29 protein-coding genes and 2 pseudogenes are annotated in these 22,914 nt (G+C 61.9%); 20 read left to right on the top strand and 11 right to left on the bottom strand.

Annotation, left to right across the window (positions count from 1 at the left end; translation table 11 throughout):
• Positions 1–338 precede the first annotated feature (338 nt).
• Both DF200_RS06025 and DF200_RS06020 read left to right on the top strand, forming a co-directional pair.
• Positions 339–611 carry a hypothetical protein gene (locus DF200_RS06025; protein WP_109137378.1) on the top strand — a complete coding sequence of 91 codons (273 nt, stop codon included), beginning with the start codon at positions 339–341 and terminating at the stop codon, positions 609–611.
• A 166-nt stretch (positions 612–777) separates the two neighbouring features.
• On the top strand, positions 778–1,509 hold the full coding sequence (locus DF200_RS06020; RefSeq protein ID WP_241520156.1) for a Fic/DOC family protein: 732 nt from the start codon (positions 778–780) through the stop codon (positions 1,507–1,509).
• A gap of 69 nt (positions 1,510–1,578) precedes the next feature.
• Here DF200_RS06020 and DF200_RS06015 read toward each other — a convergent pair whose 3' ends face one another.
• Positions 1,579–2,568 carry a DMT family transporter gene (locus DF200_RS06015; protein WP_109137376.1) on the bottom strand — a complete coding sequence of 330 codons (990 nt, stop codon included), beginning with the start codon at positions 2,566–2,568 and terminating at the stop codon, positions 1,579–1,581.
• Between the two features lie 245 nt (positions 2,569–2,813).
• Between DF200_RS06015 and DF200_RS06010 the strand changes: the two genes are divergently transcribed.
• A complete protein-coding gene (locus tag DF200_RS06010) occupies positions 2,814–4,070 on the top strand; it encodes an alpha-amylase family protein (protein WP_109137387.1) in 1,257 nt (418 codons plus the stop codon).
• A gap of 28 nt (positions 4,071–4,098) precedes the next feature.
• On the opposite strand, the gene DF200_RS06005 is transcribed toward DF200_RS06010, so the two are convergent.
• On the bottom strand, positions 4,099–4,926 hold the full coding sequence (locus DF200_RS06005) for a histidine phosphatase family protein (protein WP_109137375.1): 828 nt from the start codon (positions 4,924–4,926) through the stop codon (positions 4,099–4,101).
• A gap of 272 nt (positions 4,927–5,198) precedes the next feature.
• Here DF200_RS06005 and brnQ point away from each other — a divergent pair, with 272 nt between their 5' ends.
• Complete coding sequence (gene brnQ, locus DF200_RS06000; protein WP_109137386.1) at positions 5,199–6,518, top strand: branched-chain amino acid transport system II carrier protein; 1,320 nt, start codon at positions 5,199–5,201, stop codon at positions 6,516–6,518.
• 7 nt (positions 6,519–6,525) lie between these two features.
• Here the strand turns inward: brnQ and DF200_RS05995 are convergent, their stop codons facing one another.
• A complete protein-coding gene (locus tag DF200_RS05995) occupies positions 6,526–7,236 on the bottom strand; it encodes an SDR family NAD(P)-dependent oxidoreductase (RefSeq protein ID WP_109137374.1) in 711 nt (236 codons plus the stop codon).
• 217 nt (positions 7,237–7,453) lie between these two features.
• On the opposite strand from DF200_RS05995, the gene DF200_RS05990 reads away from it, so the two are divergent.
• Complete coding sequence (locus DF200_RS05990; RefSeq protein WP_109137385.1) at positions 7,454–8,299, top strand: sulfite exporter TauE/SafE family protein; 846 nt, start codon at positions 7,454–7,456, stop codon at positions 8,297–8,299.
• A gap of 13 nt (positions 8,300–8,312) precedes the next feature.
• Here the strand turns inward: DF200_RS05990 and DF200_RS05985 are convergent, their stop codons facing one another.
• The 3 genes from DF200_RS05985 to DF200_RS05975 all read right to left on the bottom strand — a co-directional run bounded on the left by DF200_RS05985 (position 8,313) and on the right by DF200_RS05975 (position 10,349).
• Positions 8,313–8,996, bottom strand: coding sequence for an HAD family hydrolase (locus DF200_RS05985; RefSeq protein WP_109137373.1), 684 nt, complete (start codon positions 8,994–8,996; stop codon positions 8,313–8,315).
• 106 nt (positions 8,997–9,102) lie between these two features.
• Positions 9,103–9,885, bottom strand: coding sequence for a nucleoside triphosphate pyrophosphohydrolase (locus DF200_RS05980; protein WP_109137372.1), 783 nt, complete (start codon positions 9,883–9,885; stop codon positions 9,103–9,105).
• 47 nt (positions 9,886–9,932) lie between these two features.
• A complete protein-coding gene (locus DF200_RS05975; protein WP_109137371.1) occupies positions 9,933–10,349 on the bottom strand; it encodes a peptide deformylase in 417 nt (138 codons plus the stop codon).
• Between the two features lie 119 nt (positions 10,350–10,468).
• On the opposite strand from DF200_RS05975, the gene DF200_RS05970 reads away from it, so the two are divergent.
• Genes DF200_RS05970 through DF200_RS05960 form a run of 3 tightly spaced genes read left to right on the top strand, consistent with a single transcriptional unit; the run spans position 10,469 to position 12,265 of the window.
• Positions 10,469–10,834: a phage holin family protein gene (locus DF200_RS05970; protein ID WP_109137384.1), complete on the top strand. Its 366-nt coding sequence runs from the start codon at positions 10,469–10,471 to the stop codon at positions 10,832–10,834.
• Between the two features lie 5 nt (positions 10,835–10,839).
• Positions 10,840–11,802: a homocysteine S-methyltransferase gene (mmuM, locus tag DF200_RS05965; RefSeq protein WP_170112486.1), complete on the top strand. Its 963-nt coding sequence runs from the start codon at positions 10,840–10,842 to the stop codon at positions 11,800–11,802.
• A gap of 43 nt (positions 11,803–11,845) precedes the next feature.
• A complete protein-coding gene (locus tag DF200_RS05960) occupies positions 11,846–12,265 on the top strand; it encodes a lipocalin-like domain-containing protein (RefSeq protein WP_109137370.1) in 420 nt (139 codons plus the stop codon).
• Here the strand turns inward: DF200_RS05960 and DF200_RS05955 are convergent.
• From DF200_RS05955 to DF200_RS10675, 3 genes are all read right to left on the bottom strand, one after another.
• Positions 12,193–12,573, bottom strand: coding sequence for a hypothetical protein (locus DF200_RS05955; RefSeq protein WP_109137369.1), 381 nt, complete (start codon positions 12,571–12,573; stop codon positions 12,193–12,195). The two genes, DF200_RS05960 and DF200_RS05955, sit on opposite strands and share 73 nt — an antisense overlap.
• A gap of 125 nt (positions 12,574–12,698) precedes the next feature.
• On the bottom strand, positions 12,699–13,217 hold the full coding sequence (locus DF200_RS05950; RefSeq protein WP_109137368.1) for a hypothetical protein: 519 nt from the start codon (positions 13,215–13,217) through the stop codon (positions 12,699–12,701).
• A 130-nt stretch (positions 13,218–13,347) separates the two neighbouring features.
• Complete coding sequence (locus DF200_RS10675; protein WP_146192027.1) at positions 13,348–13,563, bottom strand: hypothetical protein; 216 nt, start codon at positions 13,561–13,563, stop codon at positions 13,348–13,350.
• A 133-nt stretch (positions 13,564–13,696) separates the two neighbouring features.
• Here DF200_RS10675 and DF200_RS05945 point away from each other — a divergent pair, with 133 nt between their 5' ends.
• From DF200_RS05945 to DF200_RS05920, 8 genes are all read left to right on the top strand, one after another.
• A complete protein-coding gene (locus DF200_RS05945; RefSeq protein WP_146192026.1) occupies positions 13,697–13,885 on the top strand; it encodes a hypothetical protein in 189 nt (62 codons plus the stop codon).
• Between the two features lie 65 nt (positions 13,886–13,950).
• Entirely contained in the window at positions 13,951–14,085 is a 135-nt protein-coding gene (locus tag DF200_RS11235) for a hypothetical protein (RefSeq protein WP_277725067.1), read from the top strand.
• Position 14,086: 1 nt separating this feature from the next.
• On the top strand, positions 14,087–14,479 hold the full coding sequence (locus DF200_RS05940) for an ImmA/IrrE family metallo-endopeptidase (RefSeq protein WP_109137366.1): 393 nt from the start codon (positions 14,087–14,089) through the stop codon (positions 14,477–14,479).
• A 267-nt stretch (positions 14,480–14,746) separates the two neighbouring features.
• On the top strand, positions 14,747–15,034 hold the full coding sequence (locus tag DF200_RS05935) for a type II toxin-antitoxin system RelE/ParE family toxin (RefSeq protein WP_109137365.1): 288 nt from the start codon (positions 14,747–14,749) through the stop codon (positions 15,032–15,034).
• Complete coding sequence (locus tag DF200_RS05930) at positions 15,006–15,311, top strand: HigA family addiction module antitoxin (RefSeq protein WP_109137364.1); 306 nt, start codon at positions 15,006–15,008, stop codon at positions 15,309–15,311. The genes DF200_RS05935 and DF200_RS05930 overlap by 29 nt, the downstream gene beginning before the upstream one ends.
• Positions 15,308–15,658, top strand: coding sequence for a type II toxin-antitoxin system HicB family antitoxin (locus tag DF200_RS05925; protein ID WP_146192025.1), 351 nt, complete (start codon positions 15,308–15,310; stop codon positions 15,656–15,658). Before DF200_RS05930 ends, DF200_RS05925 begins: the two co-directional genes overlap by 4 nt.
• 50 nt (positions 15,659–15,708) lie before the next feature.
• On the top strand, positions 15,709–15,834 hold the full coding sequence (locus tag DF200_RS11230; RefSeq protein WP_277725062.1) for a hypothetical protein: 126 nt from the start codon (positions 15,709–15,711) through the stop codon (positions 15,832–15,834).
• A complete protein-coding gene (locus DF200_RS05920) occupies positions 15,831–16,034 on the top strand; it encodes a hypothetical protein (RefSeq protein WP_109137362.1) in 204 nt (67 codons plus the stop codon). The genes DF200_RS11230 and DF200_RS05920 overlap by 4 nt, the downstream gene beginning before the upstream one ends.
• A gap of 55 nt (positions 16,035–16,089) precedes the next feature.
• Here the strand turns inward: DF200_RS05920 and DF200_RS11290 are convergent.
• Positions 16,090–17,136, bottom strand: a pseudogene (locus DF200_RS11290) (tyrosine-type recombinase/integrase).
• A gap of 335 nt (positions 17,137–17,471) precedes the next feature.
• Between DF200_RS11290 and DF200_RS05910 the strand changes: the two are divergent.
• Together DF200_RS05910 and DF200_RS10670 are read left to right on the top strand one after the other, a co-directional pair.
• A complete protein-coding gene (locus DF200_RS05910; protein WP_109137361.1) occupies positions 17,472–19,472 on the top strand; it encodes a tyrosine-type recombinase/integrase in 2,001 nt (666 codons plus the stop codon).
• A gap of 172 nt (positions 19,473–19,644) precedes the next feature.
• Positions 19,645–19,920, top strand: a complete 276-nt coding sequence (locus DF200_RS10670; protein WP_146192024.1) for a hypothetical protein — start codon at positions 19,645–19,647, stop codon at positions 19,918–19,920.
• A gap of 141 nt (positions 19,921–20,061) precedes the next feature.
• On the opposite strand, the gene DF200_RS10800 is transcribed toward DF200_RS10670, so the two are convergent.
• On the bottom strand, positions 20,062–20,208 hold the full coding sequence (locus tag DF200_RS10800; protein ID WP_158275796.1) for a hypothetical protein: 147 nt from the start codon (positions 20,206–20,208) through the stop codon (positions 20,062–20,064).
• Between the two features lie 32 nt (positions 20,209–20,240).
• Between DF200_RS10800 and DF200_RS05900 the strand changes: the two genes are divergently transcribed.
• The gene (locus DF200_RS05900) at positions 20,241–21,185 is read left to right on the top strand and encodes a hypothetical protein (RefSeq protein ID WP_109137359.1); all 945 of its coding nucleotides are present in this window, start codon (positions 20,241–20,243) and stop codon (positions 21,183–21,185) included.
• A gap of 121 nt (positions 21,186–21,306) precedes the next feature.
• Positions 21,307–22,500, top strand: a pseudogene (locus tag DF200_RS11355) (UvrD-helicase domain-containing protein); the annotation flags it as partial.
• Positions 22,501–22,914 lie beyond the last annotated feature (414 nt).

Genomic DNA, 22,914 nt, shown 5'->3' with positions numbered 1-22,914 from the left:
AAGGACTAGGATTTCGCGCTCACCCCAAGTGAGGCACCACTCCGGATTACGCGCTCACTTTCAAATGAGGCACCTCGGCCAGCACGCCCTGCGCGCAATGCCGCACGACGCCGGCGCATCCATGCATGGCGGCGTCCATCGCCACAAAAACCCCGTCAAACGCCAACGCGCCGTAATCGACCCATGACCATGAGTCACGGTATCATGCTTGGAGAGCGCTAACATTCCGAATTTCGGAACGCCGCTTTCGGCACGTGGACCATCCATCCGTAATCGTCCGCCGTCATTACGTAGTATTACATGTGAACCCGGTATTCACAGAGAAGGAAGCACAGAACATGGCAACCGAAAACAGTCTGTATCTCGTGGTCAAGGTCGTCGACAAGGCCACCGGCGCCAAGTCCCTCGTGGGCGTCACCAAGGCCCTCGGCGACGCGGCCCTGCTCATCGGCAAGGACCACCCCGACTTCAAGGACGCCAACATCAACTTCGTCGGCGAGCGCGACGAGTTCGGCGCAAAGCGCCAGCTGTTCAACCTGCCGTTCGATGACACCTACCTGATCTACGAGGTCGAGGCCGGTGCGGTGCTCGACCCGCTGCTGACCAAGTGATCCAGGTGGTCCACGGATAGGTTTCCCAGGAGGGGCCCGCGATCGTGTCATTCCACGGTCGCGGGCCCCTTGTGGTTTCATCGTGTCCCATATGGCGGCCGCCCGACCCGATGGCGCCGCCGGAGGAATGATGGTCTATCATCGAATTATGTTGCCAGCGGAACGTATGAGCGCAGTGGCCTTCTCCGCCCGGAACTGCGCGCTTGAATCAATGACGATCGGCCCGCGGACCATGTCGTCCGCGAGGGACTATGTGCGGGGGCGGCTCGGCATCGACGGATTCGTTGAACGATGCGGCGCGGGCGGGGACGACCTCGCCGACTGCGCGGACGCCGTCTTCGTGCGGGGTCTGCTTCTCGCCGAGCATCCGGCCCCCTTCAGCGGCGATCTCGCCGAACTGCGGGCTATCCACCGGACGCTGTTCGGCGGGGTGCTCGCCGGGGCCGGGGAGCTGCGTTCCCACGACACGGCGTCCGGCGCCTATGACGCGTCGGGGTCCATCGCGGCGAGTCCGCAGGCGTTCTTCCCGTGCGCACTGCTGGAGACGGGGGCCGCGAACATCGCCTCCGAACTCGCGGAGGCCCGGAATCTCCATAGTCTCGACCGGGGAGCGTTCGTGTCTCAGCTGGCGCATTTCTATGACGAGCTCGGCTATCTGCACCCCTTCGCCTTCGGCAACGCGATGGTGTTGCGCGTGTTCGCATCGCGTCTCGCACACAGCGCCGGATGGGATCTTGATTGGGGCACGGTCGACGCGGAGGATTATCGGCGTGCGAAACGACTCGCCTACGGCGGTGACGCATCGGGTTTCGAACGGCTGTTCGCCTCAATCGTGCGGCCGGCGAATCCCACGCGTGTGTTCCTGATAGCGGGGTGGGACCAGGGCCCTGCGCACTGACGCCCTGCGCACTGACGTCCTGTGCACCGGCACCCGGCGAACCGACGCGTCGGGCCCCTTCCTCCCGGCTCAGGACCGGGACGGGTCCCTCCGTGTTCCGGAAGACCTCCGGCCTTTGTTCCTTCGGCCTTTGTTCGAGGTCGGATGCAGCTCGCTGAGCAGTATGGCGCAGAAGATCAGAGTGAACCCGCTGACCGTGGATGCGGTGAGCCTTTCCCCGTAGAAGACCACCGACATGAGCACGCCGAAGATGCTTTCGGTGCTGAGGATGATCGACGCCTGCGAGGTGGGCACGTATCGGATGGCAACGGTCTGGAATATCTGCGCGACGATGGTCGAGCCGATGACCAGATAGGCGAAGCCGGCGATAAGGTCCCAGCGCGCCCATTCTGGCCGTGGTGCGCCGTCGAACAGGACCGCGCCGGCGAGGAACAGCAGGGACACGAATACGAATTCCATGAACATCAGCGCCACCGGGTCGAATTTCCTCGCGAGCGTCCCGACGGCGACGAGGTTCGCGGCGAAGAAGAACGCGCCGATGATGGTGTAGACGTCGCCCGCGCCGATTTCGAGGACCCCCATGGACGCCCCGCCGCCCAGGGATACGAATCCGATGCCGATGATGCAGACCGCGGCGGCGAGCATATGCCGCCAGTTGGGCCGGCGGCGTGTGACGGCCCAGACGAGGAACGGCACCATGACGCAGTAGGTGTCGGTCAGGAACGCGTTGCGTCCCGGCGCGATGGTCTCAAGGCCCTTGAGCTGGAACAGGAACCCGAGCCAGTAGGTGAGCGCCAGGATGATGCCGGGGACGACCAGACGCCTCAGGGCGACTCGTCTGAGGCGCGGCAGGAAGATGACGCCCATGAGCAGGGCGGCGCTGGACAGACGGATGGCCATCATCCATTGCGTGGGGACGGTGGCCTGGATGTGCTTGATGATGGTGTAGCCCGACCCCCATACCGCCGCGTTGACCAGCAGCATGAGCCTGGCCACATGGGGTGATACAGCCCTCCCCTTCCCGGTTCCCGGCTTCGCCGCCGCATCCTGCTCCGTCATCGTCCCCTTCCCGTCCTCGTCTCTTCTCATGGGCCAGAGGCGATTATAGCCAATCGCCGCGGATGCCACGCGGGATGGATGCGCGGCGACGCGGGTTCCCACGGCGCGGTGTACATTGAATCGTGTTGGGCATCGGAACGACCCCGATGCGCCCAGGATGCAAGGGAGGCCCCATGACCGTATCGAGGACATCGCCGCAGCCGCCGCGGAACACCTCTCCCACGCCGCCGTTCCCCACCCACGACATGCCCGCATGGGTGCGTCACGGCATCTGGTGGCATGTGTATCCGCTGGGGTTCGTGGGCGCGCAGATCCGTCCGGAGGGTGCCCGCCGTTTTCTCGGCCGGGGGCTCGACGCACTGGTCCCGTGGCTGGACTATGCGCGTGACCTCGGCGTTTCCGGGCTGCTGCTCGGCCCTGTCTTCGAGTCGTCGTCGCATGGATACGACACGCTCGACCATATGCATGTGGACGTGCGGCTCGGAGGCGACGACGCGTTCGACCGTCTCGTCGAGGCCTGTCGACCCCGCGGGCTGAAGATCATCCTCGACGGGGTGTTCAACCATGTCGGACGAGACCATCCCGCCGTCAGGGCCGCGTCGGGAGGCGACGCGAACGGCCCCTGGGCAGGCCTGGTCCGCACCCGCAGAGACGAGGACGGACGCCCCGTGTTCGACGTGTTCGAGGGGCATGACCGTCTGGTGGAACTTGACCACGACTCCCCCGCCACCGTACGGTACGTGGCCGAGGTGATGGCGCATTGGCTGGACCGCGGCGCGGACGGATGGCGTCTCGACGCCGCCTACGCCGTGGATCCGTCGTTCTGGGCGAAGGTGCTGCCGAGGGTCCGCGAGCGCCATCCCGATACATGGGTCTTCGGCGAGGTGATCCACGGCGACTATGCGGGCATCGTCGGTCAGTCCACGATGGATTCGGTCACGCAGTACGAATTATGGAAGGCCGTGTGGTCGAGCCTGAAGACGAGGAACTTCTATGAGCTCGATTGGACGTTGGGGCGGCATAACGGTTTTCTTGACGCGTTCGTTCCGCAGACGTTCATCGGCAATCATGACGTGACGCGCATCGCCAGCCAGGTCGGTTTCGACGATTCGGTGCTTGCCGCGGCCGTGCTGATGACGGTGGGCGGCACGCCGAGCATATACTACGGCGACGAGCAGGCGTACACGGGCGTCAAGCGCGAATGCCTCGGCGGGGACGACGACATCCGCCCGGCGTTTCCCGAATCCCCCGCGGGCCTGTCGCCGGCCGGCGAGCCCATGTACCGGGCGTATCAGGATCTCATCGCCCTGCGTCGGCGCAATCCGTGGCTGGTCGAGGCGCGCACCGAGACCCTGTCCCTCGCCAATGAGCGGTATGTCTACCGTTCGGTGGCGGCCGACGGTGGCAGCGGCATCGTCGTGGAGCTCGACGTCACGGCCGCGCCGTCCGTCGTCATCACCGGCGACGATGGCATGACGCTCTACCGGTATCGGGGACGGTAGGGCGGCATGGGCGCGGATCCCGTCTCCCCTATTTCGCGTATTGTTCGAGATGCGGGTCGACGGAATGGACCACGTCGACCAGGTCGCCGTTGCTGAGCATCGGCTTCTGGAATTCGCGCCACGGCTCCACCCTGACCTCCCATCGCCCGATCTCCTCGTTGAACACGGGGCGTGCGGTCTGTTCCCACCGCACACGCTGCGAGGTGCGTCCCGTGTTGGGGTCGCGCCGCGAATAGTGCAGGCACGTGCAGTTGGTGATCGTCCACGCGTCGTCGGAGGTGCGGCGCAGGAACTCCTCGTCGGAGATGTCCTCCAGGGTGAGCATGAGCGCCAGCATGAAGTCGCCGTGCGAGACGGCCACCACGGATTCCGCCTCGGCGCGCCGGTTCAGCGAGGTGAGCAGGTTGTGCACGCGGTCCTCGGCGACGTCGGCGATGGATTCGCCGGCCGGCGGACGCCAGTAGAGCGGATCGGTGTGTTTGAACATCCAGTTGCGGGAGTAGTTGGTACGGAACTCCTCCTGCGTGACGGTACTGATCTCGCCCCATGAGCGTTCGCGCAGCACCCGGGTCTCCTCCCACCGCGCCTTCGGCAGCGCCATCGTGGCGGCGGTCTCGCGCGTGCGGACGTATGGAGAGACCAGATACCGGTCGAACAGGGGCTGCTGTTCGACGAGCCAGCGTCCGATGCAGTCGGCCTGCTTGCGTCCCGTGGCCGTCAGACGCCACGAACGGTCCGGGACCGTCACGTTGTCCTGCGTGTAGAGCGAGTTGTCGCCCTGTTCCCCGGCTTTTACGATGACGTTCGCCTCGGATTCACCGTGCCTGATTACATACAGATCCAATGGCATTCCCATGCCGTATACCTCGTTTCACACTGTCGGCGAGGCAGCGACGCCTCATTTCGTGGTATTCACCATAGTCGATGGCCTGCATACCGACGTCACCGAATGATGGAACCCTTGGTGAAATTCTGGGAAAGCACGGTTGACGGAGCCATGCGGCGCCGGGAGAATGGGAAGCCTCCGTACCGAACGAGGAGGGAAGATTGTCCAGCACCACCGACGACCATGCCGAGACCATCGCGTCCGCCCGCGCCCCCAAGCTCGGCCCCAAGGCCCGCCTGCTTATGACGTTCACGTTCTTCTCCATGTTCTTCGGGGCGGGAAACCTCATTTTCCCGCCGTTCGTCGGTGCGCAGGCCGGTTCCCGGACGCCGCTGGCGGCGGTCGGGTTCATCGTCTCGGCGGTCGGTCTGCCCATTCTCGGCGTGGTGGCCGTCTCGCTCGCCGGCGGGTTCGAGCGTCTGGCGAACCGCGTCTCGCCACGGTTCTCCTCGCTGTTGGGTCTTGCCATCATCCTTACGATCGGCCCGTGCTTCGCCATCCCCCGTACGGCGACCACATCGTTCGAGATGGCCGTCGTGCCGTTCGCGGGCGCGACGCCCCGATGGCTGCTCCAGCTGGCGTATTCGCTCGTCTTCTTCGCCGCGGCGTTCCTGCTGTCCCAGCATCCGGAGAAGCTGTCGAAAACGCTCGGCAGATTCATGGGGCCGCTGCTGCTCGCGCTCATCGCCGTGTTGTTCGTGGCCTGCGTCGCCGGCCATTCCGGCGGATTCGCGCGCCCCATGGGCGATTACGCCTCGGGACAGGTCTCGCGCGGCTTCCTCGACGGATATCAGACCATGGACCTGCTGGCGGCGTTGTACTTCGGCATCGTGATTTCGGCTAACATACGGTCGCAGGGCATCGACGACGAGTCCCAGGTACGCAGGGAGACGGCGCTCGCCGGCGTCGGCACCGGCGTGCTGCTCATCGTGGTGTACGGCATACTGGCGTATATGGGCGCGGCCTCCGGGTCGATCACCGGGATCGACCCCTCGAAGGACACGGGGGCCACGGTGCTGACGAATCTGACCTCCGCCTTGTTCGGCCCGTTCGGCACGGCGTTCATGGGATTGGTGTTCGTCATCGCCTGTCTGAACGTGTGCACGGGCCTGATCTCCACATGCGGCACGTATTTCACGAACCGTTTCCCCGTGGTGGCGGGCCGCCGTATGCCGTACCGCATCTGGAGCGCCGTGTTCGCCGCGTTCAGTTTCCTGGTGTCGAACGCCGGTCTGAGCATGATCATCAAGGTGTCGGTTCCGGTGCTTTCGGCCCTCTATCCCATCGCCATCGTGCTGGTGGCGTTGGCGTTGACGCACAACATGTTCGCGCGGAGGTTCCCCCGCACGTATTTCTGGACGGTGCTGCTGGTCGGCGTGGTCGCCGCGCTCGGCTGCGTCTCCAGTCTTGCCGACGTGTTCGGCGGTGCGCTGCCGTTGCTGGATTCCGCGCTTGGAATGCTGCCGCTCCATGATGCGCAACTCGGATGGGTTGCGCCCGCGGCCGTGGGCGTCGTCGTCGGCATGGCCGACAGCGTGCTGCGGGGCCGCGCACGCCGATGACGGACTTCTACCGGTAGTTGCGTTCGATGAGGATGTCGGAGACGGTGAGATTCGCGTCGTTGACGAGATTGAACAGGATCACCTCGGCGAGTTCGGCCGCGTTCATGAACGTGTGCTGCTTCTCCGGCGGCACATAGTCGTGGCTGTCGCGGTAGAAGTCGGTGTCGATGCCGCCCGGGTAGACGCCGACGATTTTCACGCTGCTGCCCTTGTAGGCGGCCTTGAGGCTTTGCGTATAGCCCTTTTCCCCCCATTTCGCGGCGCAGTACACGGATTCGTTCGCGTTGCCCCGCGTGGCGGCGGTGCTCATGACGTTGGCGATCTTCAGGTCACGCTCCCCTGTGGCACGCAGCGTCTCCACGCTCCACAGAATCATGCCCCTGAGCCCCTTGAGGCAGGTGTCCACGTCGGCGGCCTCGTATTTCGCCGGCTCCTTGAACGACGGCTGCCCGGCGTTGTTGACGAGCAGGTCGACGTGCCCCAGTCCGGCGATCCCCGCCATGGATTGTTTGACGAACACCTCGTCGGACACGTCTCCGACGAAGCCTCGATATGAGTCGGCGGGGAATTCCCGCGATAGTTCGACCTGTCGCTTCTCGTTGAAATCGACGCCGGCGACGAACCAGCCCCGGCCGATGAGCTGCCTGGTGAGCTCGTAGCCGAGCCCCATGGCGCTGCCGGTGACGATCGCGAGTCCCTTTCCCGTATCCGTGCCCATGATGTTCCTTCCGTTGGCCATATGATCCGCCGAAACCCAGGCTGCGGGCGCGGCCCTGGCGTCCATGCCGGGCCATGACGGTCATTTCGATGATAACGCCATGGTCCACGTTGCGGTCAGCCGGTCGACCGAACTTCGGCATGTGGCTATGCTCGCATGATGTTCCTTGCGATTTCCTAACGGAATACTAATGGATTCCTTACAACGGAGAATGATCATGACCATTGCCTCGGTGCCCGTCACTACACTGATGCCGGTGCTGCTCGCCGGCATCGGTGCAGGTTTCGTCGGCTATGCGGTGGGCGCTTCGTCACTGGTCTCCTATCCGGCGTTGCTCGCCATCGGCGTACCGCCGGTATTGGCGAACACCACGAACACCGTCGGCGTGGTGGGCACCGGCGTGGGAGGATGCCTGTCGGCCCGCAGGGAATTGGCCGGCCATCGCGCCCGCGTCATCATCTACGCGGCCATCGGCGTCGTCGGCGGTGTCGTCGGCGGATTGCTGCTGCTGGAGCTTCCACCAGCCGTATTCGAATATCTGGTGCCGCCGCTCATCCTGTTCAGCGCGCTCATCATCGTCTGCAATCCGAGGGAACGCATCCATGCCCGCGATTCCGTCGCCCGGACGCTGGGCCCTGATTCGGCGCAGGCGCTCATGGCCGCCGAACATGGACTGGCCAAACCCAAGGACGACGTCCGTGGCGACCCGTGGTGGATGTGGCCGGCCGTGAGCTTCGTCGGCATCTACAGCGGCTATTTCGGCGCGGGCGCAGGCACGTTCGCCCTCGCCATCCTCGACCTCGGGCATATCGGCCGTTTCCATGAGATCAACGCGTTGAAGACCGTCATCGGATTCGCCGCGAACATCACGGCGGCCATCATGTTCATCGTGCGCGGCTCGGTCGACTGGACGTTCGCCGTCACCCTGTGCGCCGGATGCTTCCTCGGCAGCTACATCGCCCCGCCCATCACGCGCCGTATACCGTCCCGGATCATGCGTGCGACGGCGACGCTGGCCGGCGTGGCGCTGGCGGCGAAACTCGGCTGGAGCACGTATCTGTGACGGGCTCGCCCGCCTATTTGACCCGGGTGATGGTGCTGCCTTTGACCATGAACCCTTTCCTGGCCATGTCGATCATGGGCTGGTCGAATTTGCTGTCGGTGTAGAATTCGTCGATCCGCACGTCGTCGCCGAGTATTTCGCGCAGTCGTTTCGGCTTGTTCGTGTTGAAGTTGAGGTAGGTGACCGTCAGCGTCCTCGGATCGATGGTCGAGGAGATCAGCGTGCCCACGCCGAGACGCCGGCATGCCTCCCCCACGGTCATGTCGAACGATGCGGTGAGGATCACGTCGTCCGGGCGCGGCTCGTACCATGGTTTGATCTTGCGCATGTTGCGGTCCCAGAACGCGTTGACCAGCGCCTTGAGCGATCCCGTCACCGATTCGAGTTCACGTGCGGAGGCGTCTGCGGCCAGGACGTCGTCGCCGAGCCCCGCGTCCACGGCATCCCGGAGCGCGCCGACGCGCAGATGGTCGACCTTGCGGGATACGGCGAGGTCCCGCAGGTATTTCCCGGTCACCTTGCCCACGCCGCGCTCCATCTGTTCGAGTGTGGCGCTGCCCAGCTTGTATTTGATGGCGTAGCGCAACACCGGTGCGATGTGGCGGAACACGCGCAGATCGTATCGTGCGCTGAACAGGTACAGGTCGAAGAGGCTTTCGCCGTCGTATATGGTGCCGTCGAAATCGAAAACCCTCATGGCCGGCCGTCGCCCTTTCCTTCCGTCTGTGCACGACGCCTGTGCACGATGATGCCGCTGCCCAACACCCTACTCGGCCATGCCGATTGGGCGGCAACTGCGACGCTCAACGTCGCGCGTCCTCAAGACGGAGGATATCCGTTTCGACGTCGCGAAGACGGTTGCGCAGGGCGGCCTCCGCGTCGACGCCGTCCGCCTGTGCGCGGCGGATGACGTCGAGGATGTCGTCGGCATAGGCGTCGGCCCTGGATTCCGCGGACCCGTCCGCCCTGTCGAATGCGGCGAACAGGTCGTCGGCCTTCGGCGATTTGGATACGCGAGAGACAACCTTCGCTGCCCGCAGGAACGCGCCCTGCGTATGTGAGATGCCGTCGAGCACGGACCGGCGATGCTTCTCCCTCTGCTTGACCTTCTCCCACAGGGCGAGCGTGTCTTCCGGGGATTCGGCCCCGCCCCCGGCACCGCCCGCGTCGTCCGAGCCGGCATCGTCGGGGGCGAACACGTGTGGATGGCGGGTGATGAGCTTGTCGACGAGCCGGTCGGCCACCTCGTCGATATCGAACGGGTCGGCGGGGTCGGATTCGCACACGCGAGCCTGGAACACGGATTGCAGCAGCACGTCGCCAAGCTCCTCGCGCATGTTGCCGCGGTCGTCGGCCTCCACGGCGTCGATGTATTCGTAGGTCTCCTCCAGCAGATGTTTGAGCAGGCTGCGATTCGTCTGCCTGCCGTCCCAGGGGCAGCCTCCCGGCGAGTAGAGGATGTCGACGATGGCCCTGACACGGTCGAGCGCTGTCCTCGCCTCGACCACGGGGCGGAGTTTGGAGCAGTGTTCGAATCCCGCAGGCAACGTATACGATGCCTCGTCTCGAATAATATCGTCTGTCATTTGATTGTAGTCCTTGTGTTCATTGGGATTAACGAAATATCGTCCCATCAGATGAGAATACCGTCGCAATGGTCGATTTCATGTTGGATGATCTGCGCGGTGAAGCCCTCGAAGCGCGCGGCTCGTTCACGCCAACGACGGTCGCGATACGTGACGGTGATGCGCCGGTATCTCGTCGCCGGCCTCTCCCCCTCCAGGGACAAGCATCCCTCCCGCGTCTCATACGGCTCCGCCTTGGCGACGATCTCGGGATTGAACATGACCATGCTGCGGCCGGTCAGCCCGTCGGCGAAGACGATGACGCGCCTGGACACGCCGATCATGTTGGCCGCCATGCCGACGCACTCGTGTTCGTGGGCGGCCAGGGTGTCCCTCAGGTCGTCACCCACCGGCAGGTCGTCCTCCGTCGCCGGCGCGGACGCCCTGCCAAGGAACGCCTCGTCCTTCATGATCGATCGCCGTATAGATTCTCCTTCTCCACGGGCCGTACGCCACCATCATCCAATGTACAATATGATCGCCCGCCGAAGAACGCCCCATGCCCATCGACGCCGCGACCGGAGATGATGGCATAATCAAGGATATGACTCGTTTCCTTTCCCGTTGGCTGGTGCTTACGATAGCGGCGGGCGTCATGGTGGCGCTGCTGCCGGGCATGGAGGCCGTCGGCGAGCCTCCCGTCCTCGGCATCGCCGCGTTCTCGCTGTTCCTCGCGCTCATCAACGCATCCATCAAACCGGTCGTCCAGCTCATCGCCCTGCCCATCTCCATACTGAGCTTCGGGCTGTTCGCGCTGATTCTCAACTGGCTGTTCATGGAGCTGGCATCATGGCTGGCAATGTCGCTGTTCGACGTGGGCGTGATCATCCACGGCTTCCTGTGGGCGGTGCTCGGCTCGCTCATCATGGCCATCGTCTCCGGTCTCGTCAACGCCGTCATCGGCGACTGACCATCATGCTGATCGAAGCACTCGCCGCACGCCCACCCCTCATCGTGGAAGGGGCGATGGCGACTGAACTGGAGAAGCGCGGCGTGGACACGGCGAACGCGCTGTGGGCCGCCATGGCGCTCCTCGACCGGCCGGAGGCCATACGCGACGTGCACCGCAGCTATTTCGAGGCAGGGGCGAACATCGCGGTCACCGACACGTATCAGGCGAACATCCCGGCGTTCGAGCGGCTGGGACTGCGGCACGCCGACGCCGAACGGCTCATCGCACTGGCCGCGAGCGAGGCGCTCGCCGCACGGGAGGACTATCGGCTGGCCCACGTCGACGCCGCCCAAGAAGGCCGACCCCTGCTCGTCGCGGGAAGCGTCGGCCCATACGGGGCGTTTCTCGCGGACGGCAGCGAGTACACGGGGGCCTACGAGCTTCCGGAAAGCGAATACCAGGATTTTCATCTGCCGCGAATGCACGTGCTCGCCGACGCCGGCGTGGACCTGTTCGCGTTCGAGACCATGCCGAATCTCGGCGAGGTCCGGGCGTTGGCGAATCTGCTGGCCGACGAATTCCCCGAAGCACAGGCCTGGATGTCGTTCAGCCTGCGCGACGCCGGCCACCTCTGCGATGGAACGTGTCTTGAGGCCGCGGCCGCGGCGATCGACGACATTCCGCAGATCGGCGCGGTCGGCGTCAACTGCGTTCCGCCGAGCATGGTCGAGGAGGCGGTGGGGCGGCTTCGCTCCGCAACCGGCAAGGCGATCGTCGTCTATCCGAACAACGGCGACGTCTACCATCCCGGCACCAAGACATGGACGCCCGCTCCGGGCGACGAGGATTTCGTGCGTCTTGCGCCACGCTGGCTGGAGGCCGGGGCCTCGCTGATCGGCGGATGCTGCCGCACCACGCCCGACGACATCCGACGACTGGCCCGAAGACTGGGCGCCGACGACGGATCGCGCGGCCGGCAAGGCTGACCAGACGAAAACGATGCGACCGAAAGGAAGGGAACGGGAAACCATGACCATCACACAGGACGAGCTCATCGGCACGTGGGAGATCGTCTCCTACACGCTCACCCGCGAGGACGGGACCGTATACCACCCGCTTGGCGAGGATTGCCGAGCCTATCTCATCTACACGGCCGACGGTCATGTGTCGGCGCAGATGTCGGCGACCGGGAGGCCCTCCTACGCCTCACATGACCTGCACGATGGCACCATGGAGGAGATGGCCGCCGCCGCGCACGGCTATATGGCCTACTGCGGCACCTACACGCTGGACCTGAAGCATGCGAACGTCATCCACAACATCGAAATCAGCATGAATCCCACGTGGGAGGACCAGTCTCAGGTCCGTCACATCGATTACGACGGCGAACTGCTGACCATCACCGCCGACGTCAACACCGCCCGGCTCGTCTGGCGCAAAACGCGATGACCCCGGTCGAACTGGCGATGTAGCAGTTCAAGGCGAGACGGCCGCGCAAGAAGCGCGACTAGTGGCCGCTTATGCGCCATGCGGGCGAAGCGTTCGGCCTTCAGCTGGCTTTCGAGCTGGCTGGCGTTGTCGCCGGCGAGCTTGGCCGCGGCCTGCGCCTCGGTGAGCGCGTCCGCGGCCTCCTTGTTCCTCACGCGGGCCGCGGCGTTCTCGTCGCGCAGCCCGTGGATGAGCTTCTGCGCCCAGTCGGGCAGGCTCCCGATGTCCTCCGCCGCGGAGCCCTGTGCTGTGGTGTCTTCTGCGCCCATGGGACGCTCCTTTCCCCGCGCGCCCGGCGTGGATACAAGAAAACCCGCAGACCAACGGCCATGCGGGTATGGGAAAGCCCCACGACGGATCGCCGTGGGGCTCGTGAATGGATATCTTCCAGCGTTTAGCGTTTCTTCGGTTCGGCGACAAACATCAAGGGGCCTGTCCCCAGTCGTTCCGCTTTGCCGGTCTTCTTGTCGACCGCCCAGCAGCAGTCGTCGTACGAGTCATGGATCAGGGGCACCCAATAGTAGGTATCGTCTTCACTCCCATCCGGATCGGTGTTTTCCACGCCTTTACCTGACACGCGACCGACGATCTCGCGGGCCTGCCCGTAGGAGACGACCTTGCTGGAATCTGCTCCTTGAGGGGCTCTAAATCGGTCGCGGAAACGGTAAAGAGCGGGGTAGTCGGGATTATGCGTAAGGGAGATGACGGTCTGCGGGATCTCGACGCCCAATTCGGGGTGCGAGAGAATGATGGCGAGCGCGGATGCGACGGCAGGTTCGGGTTCGCCGGCGTCCACATCGAGAGCCATAAGGGATGCCTCAAGCGGATTTATGGATTCGATTATAGGGTTCCATCGTTCGGCGATGGCTTCAAGCTCGTCGAACGTCGATATCGCTTGACCATTTGCTTCCATAACACCCTCCTCTGTTGGTTCCGGGATCCCCGTCCAGTATGATGCGAACGGCTTCCTCGTCCAACGGTCATGCGGGTACGGGAAAGCTCCACGGCGATCCGCCATGGGGCTCAGAAAGTTCTTTAATGATTTATTGGTTCTTCAGATAGGAAAGCATCCCGCGTCTTTGCGCCTGCCCGGTTTTTTTATCAACGGCCCAGCATGTTCCGCTTCTTGATTGGCGGATAAGAGGCACCCAGTAATAGGCTTCGTCTTCATGACCTTCCGGCCGGGTGGCTTCAACCCCACGGCCAGAGGCTTCCCCGACAATCTCACGAGCACGCTGATACGAATCCACCACAGGCATTGTGTGACACCTCCTTATTTGATTATCCCACCGGCTATGGATTCCATTTCTCGTATTCTGCGGAATGTTCCTTCCAAGAGGATTCTTCCCAGCGAATCCGCTTGAGCTCTTTTTCTCCCCATGTATCGTGTTCGTGGGATGTGACCCAAGGCTTGCCGTATGTCTGATTGCCGACATCGATTCCCCCGTTCGTGCGGATGACGCGCTCGCGGACCGCATCGCGGACGCCGGCGATGATGCCGGGACTCGTGACTATTACGCGATGGCGGCGAAGCGCGGCGACATCGACGCGGAACAGCAGGCATACGAGGAACTGCCATAAGCCGAACGACGCCGAACGACATCGAAACCCAGGACTTCGTGGAGGAAGGGAATGGAGGGACCGAAATGACGGCACGGACCGGAATCGACGCCGATTTCGTGGGGGAATACGGCGAATGGCGGGAGATAGCATCCCCCTTCCTCGACCAGTCGAACGACCATCCCTGCTTCGGATGGAGCGACACGGAGAAGGCGGCCTGACATGGATGACGGTGTGCTGGAGGCCGTCGCCCTGCGGTGGGTGCGGCGGATATGCGACCGTCCGCTGCCGGCGGGGCTGGAGGGCGTGTACGACGCGGAACGGGACGAGATCGTGCTCAGCGACAGGCTCTCGCCCATACAGCGCCGGTGCGTGCTCGCCCATGAGATCAGCCATGCCAGGCATCATGACGTCGGGGGTCATGGCGACGCCGTGACGGAACGGCGAGCCGACATCGACGCCGCGCGAATACTCATCGACATGGGCGAATACGTTACCGCGGAAATCGTCTATGGCGGTGACGTCTGCGCGATGGCGCGGGAGCTGACCGTCATGCCGTGGACCGTCCGCGCGTACCGGGAATGGCTGCACGACAACGCGGCCATACACAGGTGAGAAAGGCAAGGAGAACGATGGGATTCAAAATCCGCAAGAGCATATCCCTGGGCAAGGGCGTCCGCGTCAATCTAGGTAAGACGGGCTGAAAATCTATCCAACCCACGAACCGACGCCATTGGGATTCTGGCCGGAATGGCCGGAATAAAACGAAAGGCTCCCATCGACATCGACGCATGGGCCGACCGCATCAAGGCCGAGGATTCGACGGAACGATCCGAAATAGTAACGATTGACGTTAGTAACGCATTGCGTTAGTATAGTGTCGTGGAAACCAGAACCAAGGAACTCGCCGACTTCCTCTACGGAGGCCGGTATACCAAAGGCTATCCGGTCGGCCTTGAACGCACCCTCATGCGCAAGCTCCAGATGCTCAAGGCCGCACACGAACTGCGGGACCTGCGCATACCGCCGAGCAACAGGCTCGAACCACTCAAAGGCGATCTGCAAGGCCGCTGGAGCATACGCGTCAACCAGCAATGGCGACTCGTATTCCAATGGGACGAGACCAACAAGGAGGCAACCGATGTCTACTTCGACGACTACCACGGCTAACGGATACTACAGCACACCGGGCCAGATCCTCGACGAGGAATTCCTGCAGCCGCTCGGCATCAGCCGCTACCGGCTCGCCAAGGCGATCGGCGTGGGCGAGACCGCCATCGGCGAGATCGTCAACGGCAAGCGACGCATCAGCACCGCGATGGCATGGCGACTATCCAAGGCACTCGGAACCACCGCGGAATTCTGGAGCAATCTCCAGAACGATTACGATCTGCTCACGTTCGACCCGACCAGTCTCGGCGACATCCGGCCCCTCGTCACCGCATGATGAAAACGAGCGGAACAGCGAACGTCACCGCAGTGTGCATCCGCAGCGGCGGCCGGTGGGCCGTCGAGGTCCCCGAGATCCCCGGCCTGTTCACGCAGGCCCGCCGTCTCGATCAGGTCGAGGCCATGGTGCGAGACGCGGCTGGCATGCTCGACGTGCGGGTCGGCGAGATCACCGTCGAACCGCGGCTGGACGAGGCCACGCAGCGCATGGTGGACGAACCGTTCTCCAAGCGGGACGCCGCGCGCAAGGCGCAGGACGAGGCATCGAAGCTCGCCCGCAGCACCGTCGCCGCACTGCGCGGGGAGGGCCTCGCAGATAGGACGAAAGCCGCAGATTCCGAATAACCCAAGTATCCGGAGCTACGGCTCCCTACCAGACTAATCCATGGACCATCATGAACGCAAAAAACACATACGGGTTCGTCTCGCTGGCATGCGGCGCGATGTGCCTCATCCTCGCCGTCGGCGGGCGGGCCATCGCCGCCGGCGTCTTCGGATACCTCGCGGGAGGCCGGCGATGACCGAACGGTACCTGAGCCTCAAGGAGGTCGGCGAGCGCATCGGCGTGAAGAACCCCGCGGCGAGGGGCTATCATCTGCCGGAGCCGGACGCTTTGATCGGTTCGACTCGTGGCTGGCTGCCGGAGACGATCGATGCGTGGAACGCGGCCCGACCCGGCCGCGGCGTCGGCGTCGGACGCCCCCGCAAGCACAAGGCCTGATCGGAACCGCCCCGGCCGCTCTTTGCGAGCGCCGGGGCTTCGTTGTTGGTTTCGTCTATGAGGCTTCGTCGATGACCTCGGCGTCGATGACGTCGGTGGCGTCGTGGAGTTCGGGGATGGCCTGGCCGAGGAGTTTGGCGAGGCTTGCCGCATCCCTGTGGGTGTAGTGGTTGGTCATGGCGATGCTGGTGTGGCCCATGATGGCGGTGCGTGCGTCGTCGGGCATGTTGGCGCGGGCGGTCATGCTGGCGGTCCAGTGGCGTGCGCTGTGTACGTTGACCATGGGCAGGCCGGCGGCGGCGAGCGCCTTGCGCCAGTTGTATCGTTCGGTGCTGCTGCGGATGGGGTTGCCTCGCGAGTTGGTGAACACGAGCTCGCGCGGGCCTATGCCCAGCCTCCGGATGCGCGCCCACAGCCGCTCCCATAGGTTTTCCGTGATGGGCACGAATCGGTGGGCGGTCCTGGTCTTGGGCGTGGTGAGCCACAGGATGCCGTACAGATGCTCGGCCTTGAGCCATCCGGGTATCTCCACCTCGCCGGGTTTGCCGTATTCCTGTATCTGCTGGCATACGTTGACGCCGGGCACGCCGTCGCGGCGGGCGCACGCGTCGGCACGGGTCCACGGGGATGAGCTCTTCGAGTTCCGCCTGGTCGAGCATCATCTTCAGGTTCACATAGTGGTCCTTGAGCGTGGAGGGGCGAGCCGCTTTCCGAGCACGCGCATGCATTTTCGGATGTGGTCGGCGGTCAGGTCCGCCAGTCGCACGCATCCGATGACCTCCATGCACGCCTTGATGCGGCCGGCGCGCGTCCGGTACGTGGTCGGTTTCACGTGCATCCGGTACTCGTCGAGCCAGCATTCCGCATAGTCCCTCAGATACGGGGACCGGCCGCCGGGCAGTCTGCCGGTGCGCCCCAGCTCGTCGATCTTCGCGTCGAAGCGTTCCCGCGCGTCCGCCTTCGTCTTCCCCTTGGCCGTGATGAAACGGCGTCGTCCGGTGGCGGGGTCGCGGCCGATCTCGCGGCGGAACTCCCATGAGCCGTCCTTGCGGTGGATGATGCTGCCCGCGCCCTTCGTGCGTCGTCTTCCGTTGGTCGCCATGATTGCCTCCCTGTCGTGGGAGCGCCTTCGGGGACCCCGCCGCAAGCGCCCTCAAAAAGGCACTCTAAAGGCACTCTATCCATGCGGGAAACGGCGGAATACGTGCGGAAAACGGCGGTTTCGCGTGCATCGAAAAACGGCGGATTCCACACACTCCGAGAAGCCGGAAACGTTGGAAATCCGCCGTTTTCAGGAACGTCAACCCCTACTTGCTCACGTTGAACTTGAACTCTTCGTGATTACCATTTTTCGTATGGGTTTTCCTATTATTTCAATATTTTGTTAAGATTCATGCTATGAGCTTTGACAGTGAAATGTCAAAATGAAGGAGCAGCATGACAAACGTCAAGAAACCTGTTAGAAAGAATCGCAAGGCAATCCCGATACTGAATGGTCGCGCCTCCATGACTGCGCCTACCGCCGCATCGCCATACTGGAGACCGCGGTGGCGCGATCCGAAAACCGGGAAAATGCGGACTACGAACTGCGCGACTCAGGACGCAGCCATCGAGGCGGCTCGTAAGGGCCTCGGCGATGTTACACAGACACGAGCAAACATCCAACCTCCAACGTTTGAAGAGATGTTCTACGAAATGTCTGCTGTGAAAGGAAGCGACTGGTCAGACGGCACTCGAGCGGGAATGATTTCCCTATACAAGAAGCATCTTGCGCCGGTGCTTGGTAACAAACCAGTGACACGTATCACGCAATCGGACATCCGCAGCATTACGCTACCTACATTGAACAACGAGCGTCAACGTAAGATTAAGGGCCTCATCAAGGGAACCATGGCGCAAGCTGAACGGTGGACCGGAAATGATGCAACATTTTATGCTTCACAGCTCATAGTCACGGGGAAAGCATATAAGGGGCGAACCAAACCCGTTGATGAGCGTGACATTCCCAGTGGCAAATACGTTGCCGACATCATCACTGCCGCATACAGCACCATGAGCATTACGCCACTGGATGACGCAATGCCCGGACAACGTGACGGAAAGCCAACGCACATAGACCCGATGACGGGGAAAAAGACCAGTAGCGCACGAGAGGTCACGCGTTTCTTCAATCAGTCACCCGACGCCTTCGACGGCATCATGGACATCACCCCGCTTGACGCTCGTATTCGTTTGGGTCTCCCCATCGATGAAGAAGATGCTCAAATGCGATCGGCGAACATGCCGAAAAAACAAACGAAACACATTCCTGTGTACGCCAGTGACATCCGACGCAGTATACCGAAACACCTGCATCATCAGAATGAACGCAAAGCAGCAGAGATAGTAGCTTGCGGCGAACGCTTTCGACTTATCGGCCTTGCATTTGCCTTGAGCGCAGCCGGTGGTCTCCGCGTAGGGGAAATGCTACCGCTACGTGTCAGGCATTTTCTGACTCGTGAACAAGCAGCACGCATGTTTGTTTCCAGCCTCGCCATTCATAACGATACCCGGACAGTAACCATCGGGGGCAGGACAGTTCCCGCCAGTACTGAGGTCTATGCCATTCGCCGAAACCAAAAAAGAACAGGAACATTTCCCGTTTGGGACAGTCGTGCGGATTACAACGGGCGAATCAGCATCGAGGAACAAATAACGCAGGCGGGAACGAAGTACCTTATTCAGCCGCCGAAAATGGGAATCGGCAGAGAACGTGTAGCGCACTTGCCGTATTTCCTTCCTAATTGGGAATACATCGCCAATCGCACGCACGTCAGTCAGCGCGAAGCCATCGGCAACATCGTCACGCGTTTCAAGCAGCAGCCGGAGTCACAAAACAACGTATCATTCTGGACATGCACCGATGAAGAAGCCGGCCTCCTGTGGACCAAGGGGTATGTGCCTATAGGATGGATGCTTCTCGAACGCTTCCGCGAACTGTGGAACTCGCCAGCCCTTGCCGATATACCGCCGAATAAGCGTATAGACGAGTTCCGCGAAATGCTCCTATTCCCGGCACGTTCCAATCCACGTATGACCAAGGACGGTCTGCCCGCCATACGTCCCATACCTGGATGGACGAACAACACTGCCATAGTGCCTGGTACCTGCGGGTACATGACCGAAGCCAACTTCGTTGAAAGAAGCCTCAATCCGATTTTTGATTATGTATCTGCCAACACCGGCGAATACCCGCTCCATCGTAAAAACTCAATACACAACAGAAAAGGTTGGACCTATCATGGGTTACGCCATTTTGCAGCATCCAGCCGCATACAAGCAGGGGTACCCATTCCACAGGTAGCGGCGGAGCTCGGACATAAGAACGCTTCATTCACTCTTGATCGCTATGCGCACATGGTCAAGGAAGCCATACCTCCAACTGGATTTGAATACTGATAAACAGTAACTATACATTCCTAGCCATCACTGAACCTTAAGCACAACATGTGCGCATATTCGTCCGAAAAACGCGAACGAGTTGTGTTTAAGGTATGCGTCTTGCATCTTTTTTTCTCAGTGGATGCGGTTCTGTGATGTCGATGCCGGCTGATGCATAGACGGAGATGATTTGCGCTTCGTTGAGCTCGCTCATCCGGTGATGCGTCAGTATGCACCGGCCGGGATTGACGCAGAACTCGGCCGTCTCGGGTCCGATGATGTGGATTATCGCTGGGTCTTTGGCGCTTGGCATGGCTGCTCCTTTTCCGGGAAATGTCGTCAGGAACATATCGTCGAAAAAAAAAGAAAAAGCCGCTCGCGCTTTGCCTCGCCGCCGCGCTTCATTATCGCCGCATCGCCTGCCGGCATTTCGGCGGGGTCGTTCTCCCGTTCCAGCGTGCTCTAAGCGTATGCGGCGACCAAGAGCTGGCCCCTTATATCTCAGACCACGACGGCTCTCCAATGGAATGACCATGCCCCGACGCCGGAGTGTGCGAATCGCATTCTCGCTGTCTTTGTTGGCTTTCCGATGGCGGTTATGTGTGATTTACTCGCCGATGCGATCGCGCCGATAATCCCGTTCCACCGGCGTTATCGGCGTCAGACGTTTTCCGACCTCATCAGGCACAACATCTGATGCGAGTTCTGCGATATTGGCTGGCAAGCCGTCATACATCGTGTCTGACGGCTTCATACCGTCCCTTGTACTTATGGAAGGACACCAAAATGACCCGCACTTTGCGCCCGACCAACGGCGACCGAAGGGTGTTGGAAGCGTTGGCGAGGTTTCGTTGCCTCAGCATTCTGAGCGCCGTCCGGTTTTCCGGGCTGGCGCTATCCAGCCGATACAGGATTAGCCGAAGACTGCACGCCTACTCGGAACGTGGTTACGTGCGCGTCATCACCGGTCCGAGCGCACATGTCGTATTCGTACCGACGCCCAAACTCATCCCATTGCTGGGACTGGAGACATCGCCGCTGAAAGCCGCAGATGCTTCGGCGCACGCACTGGCCGTGTCGAGCATCGCATCGCAACTTGCGCATGGCGACAACGTGCTGCACTTGCCCAGCAATGAGTGGGAAAACGTTCGCGCACAGATGGAGGACTACGAGGCAGGCCTGGTTTGCGAAACGGACCTTCGCATGGCCGAAGGCCGGTTGCGCCGGTCCGGCAAACGCGACCAGGCCGTGGCACAGATGATGCACCTCATGGATACGCAACGCGATGATGTCGCGTACCGAGCTTGGGCCGGCGGAAATCCGTATCAGTTGTGGCCATGGATTGTCATGGCACATGGTGAGGCATGGAGCATACGCGAGCAACGCCTGGTCAGCAACGTGTACGCCGAATCGGACAGCGCCGTTATCTCACTGACCGACCACAGACCCGACCTGGTTCTTGCCAGACCGTTCCACCAATCCATAGCCATCGAAGTCGAACTGACGCGCAAGCCCGTGAACGATTACATCGCCACGATGGCCGGATACTCCACTCGGCAGAGTCGTGACGCTTATGCGCTGGTCGTTTGGATTGTAACCAGTGAGGCGATCGCGCATTCGATTCGCCGTGGCATCGCAGCGACCGGCACCGAACAGCTGGCGCGCGTCGTGATGGCCGATTCCAACGGCGGACCGTTGTGGGGCGGCGTCGATTTGACGACCAGAGCATGATGGATGCGAGAACACGTACGACGGATAGCATCTCCTGTCACTGGGCGCATGCCGTAACGATAGCCACCAGATAAGCGGCTCTCTATATTCCCCTTAAAACCAAACGCCGGCCGTCGCCACAATGGCACCGGCCGGCGTAAGAGCAACCGACGATAACACGGGCTTCCCCTCCCGTGGAACCGAAACATGGAGGTGTTTCGTAATGTCCGTAACAGCAATATCTGCCACGCAACGGCTCACGCTTGTCAAGAACGAACGGCAGCTCGAACGCGCACATCGCAACAGTGTACTGCAAAAGCGAATCCACGACGGCGAGCTGGAGATGTCCCGCTGGCAACTACTGGCGGCGAGAAACACGGACCACCGACTGCGCATCGTCGCGTCGGCCGGAGCCGGTAAGACACGGACGCTCGCCAACGCCATCGCAGCCGCCGCCACACTTCACGACGCGAAACGCATCGCAGTCATCACGTTTACCCGCAAAGCCGCCCGTGTCATCGATGGTGCGCTTACGCGCAATGGTGTGTATGGCACCAGCGTAAGCACACTCGATTCACTGGCCTTGCGGATACTAGGCGCGGCCGGCATATACGTCACGGCCATCACTGACGAGGACAAGAAATCGATACTCTCCGACATTCGAAAAACCTGCATGAGGAAGTACCCGCACGAACACATCACGCTGAAACAACTGATGCAAGATGCAACGCATTACGCCATGTATCCTGACGAGCATCCCGAATCTGAATGTCTCAAAGACATCCTGGAGGAATACGCCAAGCGGTGCAAGACCATTCACAGTGCTGAATGGCCAACCATTGAGCTACTCGCCGCGCAACACTACCAGCAGTCAGGTTTTCAGTTCGAGATACTAGGCGTTGATGAAGCACAGGACCTCAACCCGGCACAAATACGGCTGGTGGAAAGCATCACCGCTACGACGATGCAAACCATCGTCGCCGGCGATTGGCGGCAAGGCATCATGGCTTTTCAGGGCGCGACGCCTGACTGGTTCCGCGATGGCAGCCACTTCGACCAAACGTTGGAACTTCCCGTTAACCACCGATGTGCACCAGAGATAGTCGATGCCGCGAACCACGTGTTCGGAGACAACATCAAAGCCGCCAAGAACGCCACAGCCGGCATGACGCCCCAGCTGATACGAGCGAACAATGAACAGGATGAAGCCGAGAAAATCGCGGACATCGTTGAAGGCCTATTGGCCGACGGTCATACTGCGGTGAGCAACATACGATTCCTCGCGTGGCGTCGCAGCCAGTTCCGCGCGTTAAAGCGAACGTTTGAGGAACGCAACATGCCAATAGACGTGGACGCCTTCCGCACCATTCATTCCTACAAAGGCGATGAAGCGAACATCATCATACTGGTGGGCGTGAGTCGAGCCGTATGGGGCGATCGCAGCGACGAGGCGGACATGTTGCTGTACGTGGGGATGACACGAGCACGATTGGGACTCGTCATCTCCTATCCCGACCAGACAAGTCTTCCCGGTGGCCGTACTTCCGCCGCATGCGGGCCTTACCCCACACTGGAAGACTGCGGTTTGCAAGAGCCATCCGACTCACAGACGATTCTTGACCGACTTCACCACGACATCAGCAGCCGTAATCTCCTGGAGGATGTCATCGAGGACAACAGAACCGCACAGAACATCACCATCCAGAAAAAGCAGCAGAGTCGTATTGTCGCAAGCTACCAACGGCTGGGA

Origin of the sequence: Bifidobacterium catulorum (assembly GCF_003129925.1) — a bacterium.
In the GTDB taxonomy this organism is placed as follows: Bacteria; Actinomycetota; Actinomycetes; order Actinomycetales; family Bifidobacteriaceae; genus Galliscardovia; species Galliscardovia catulorum.
The sequence above is the reverse complement of the archived record's forward strand: the minus strand, read 5'-3'. Positions and strand labels throughout refer to the sequence as shown.

Coding starts and splice junctions, on each gene's coding strand:
- DF200_RS05990 (WP_109137385.1), top strand. CDS start 7,454: ATGACCATTGCCTCGGTGCCCGTCACTACACTGATGCCGGTGCTGCTC.
- DF200_RS10675 (WP_146192027.1), bottom strand. CDS start 13,563: ATGCCTGTGGTGGATTCGTATCAGCGTGCTCGTGAGATTGTCGGGGAA.
- DF200_RS06015 (WP_109137376.1), bottom strand. CDS start 2,568: ATGACGGAGCAGGATGCGGCGGCGAAGCCGGGAACCGGGAAGGGGAGG.
- DF200_RS06025 (WP_109137378.1), top strand. CDS start 339: ATGGCAACCGAAAACAGTCTGTATCTCGTGGTCAAGGTCGTCGACAAG.
- DF200_RS05955 (WP_109137369.1), bottom strand. CDS start 12,573: ATGGGCGCAGAAGACACCACAGCACAGGGCTCCGCGGCGGAGGACATC.
- DF200_RS05930 (WP_109137364.1), top strand. CDS start 15,006: ATGTCTACTTCGACGACTACCACGGCTAACGGATACTACAGCACACCG.
- DF200_RS05910 (WP_109137361.1), top strand. CDS start 17,472: ATGACAAACGTCAAGAAACCTGTTAGAAAGAATCGCAAGGCAATCCCG.
- DF200_RS05980 (WP_109137372.1), bottom strand. CDS start 9,885: ATGACAGACGATATTATTCGAGACGAGGCATCGTATACGTTGCCTGCG.
- DF200_RS11230 (WP_277725062.1), top strand. CDS start 15,709: ATGAACGCAAAAAACACATACGGGTTCGTCTCGCTGGCATGCGGCGCG.
- DF200_RS05940 (WP_109137366.1), top strand. CDS start 14,087: ATGGATGACGGTGTGCTGGAGGCCGTCGCCCTGCGGTGGGTGCGGCGG.
- DF200_RS05920 (WP_109137362.1), top strand. CDS start 15,831: ATGACCGAACGGTACCTGAGCCTCAAGGAGGTCGGCGAGCGCATCGGC.
- DF200_RS11235 (WP_277725067.1), top strand. CDS start 13,951: ATGACGGCACGGACCGGAATCGACGCCGATTTCGTGGGGGAATACGGC.
- DF200_RS05995 (WP_109137374.1), bottom strand. CDS start 7,236: ATGGGCACGGATACGGGAAAGGGACTCGCGATCGTCACCGGCAGCGCC.
- DF200_RS05970 (WP_109137384.1), top strand. CDS start 10,469: ATGACTCGTTTCCTTTCCCGTTGGCTGGTGCTTACGATAGCGGCGGGC.
- brnQ (WP_109137386.1), top strand. CDS start 5,199: ATGACGTTCACGTTCTTCTCCATGTTCTTCGGGGCGGGAAACCTCATT.
- DF200_RS06010 (WP_109137387.1), top strand. CDS start 2,814: ATGCCCGCATGGGTGCGTCACGGCATCTGGTGGCATGTGTATCCGCTG.
- DF200_RS05900 (WP_109137359.1), top strand. CDS start 20,241: ATGACCCGCACTTTGCGCCCGACCAACGGCGACCGAAGGGTGTTGGAA.
- DF200_RS05960 (WP_109137370.1), top strand. CDS start 11,846: ATGACCATCACACAGGACGAGCTCATCGGCACGTGGGAGATCGTCTCC.
- DF200_RS05925 (WP_146192025.1), top strand. CDS start 15,308: ATGATGAAAACGAGCGGAACAGCGAACGTCACCGCAGTGTGCATCCGC.
- DF200_RS06020 (WP_241520156.1), top strand. CDS start 778: ATGAGCGCAGTGGCCTTCTCCGCCCGGAACTGCGCGCTTGAATCAATG.
- DF200_RS06005 (WP_109137375.1), bottom strand. CDS start 4,926: ATGGGAATGCCATTGGATCTGTATGTAATCAGGCACGGTGAATCCGAG.
- mmuM (WP_170112486.1), top strand. CDS start 10,840: ATGCTGATCGAAGCACTCGCCGCACGCCCACCCCTCATCGTGGAAGGG.
- DF200_RS05985 (WP_109137373.1), bottom strand. CDS start 8,996: ATGAGGGTTTTCGATTTCGACGGCACCATATACGACGGCGAAAGCCTC.
- DF200_RS05950 (WP_109137368.1), bottom strand. CDS start 13,217: ATGGAAGCAAATGGTCAAGCGATATCGACGTTCGACGAGCTTGAAGCC.
- DF200_RS10800 (WP_158275796.1), bottom strand. CDS start 20,208: ATGAAGCCGTCAGACACGATGTATGACGGCTTGCCAGCCAATATCGCA.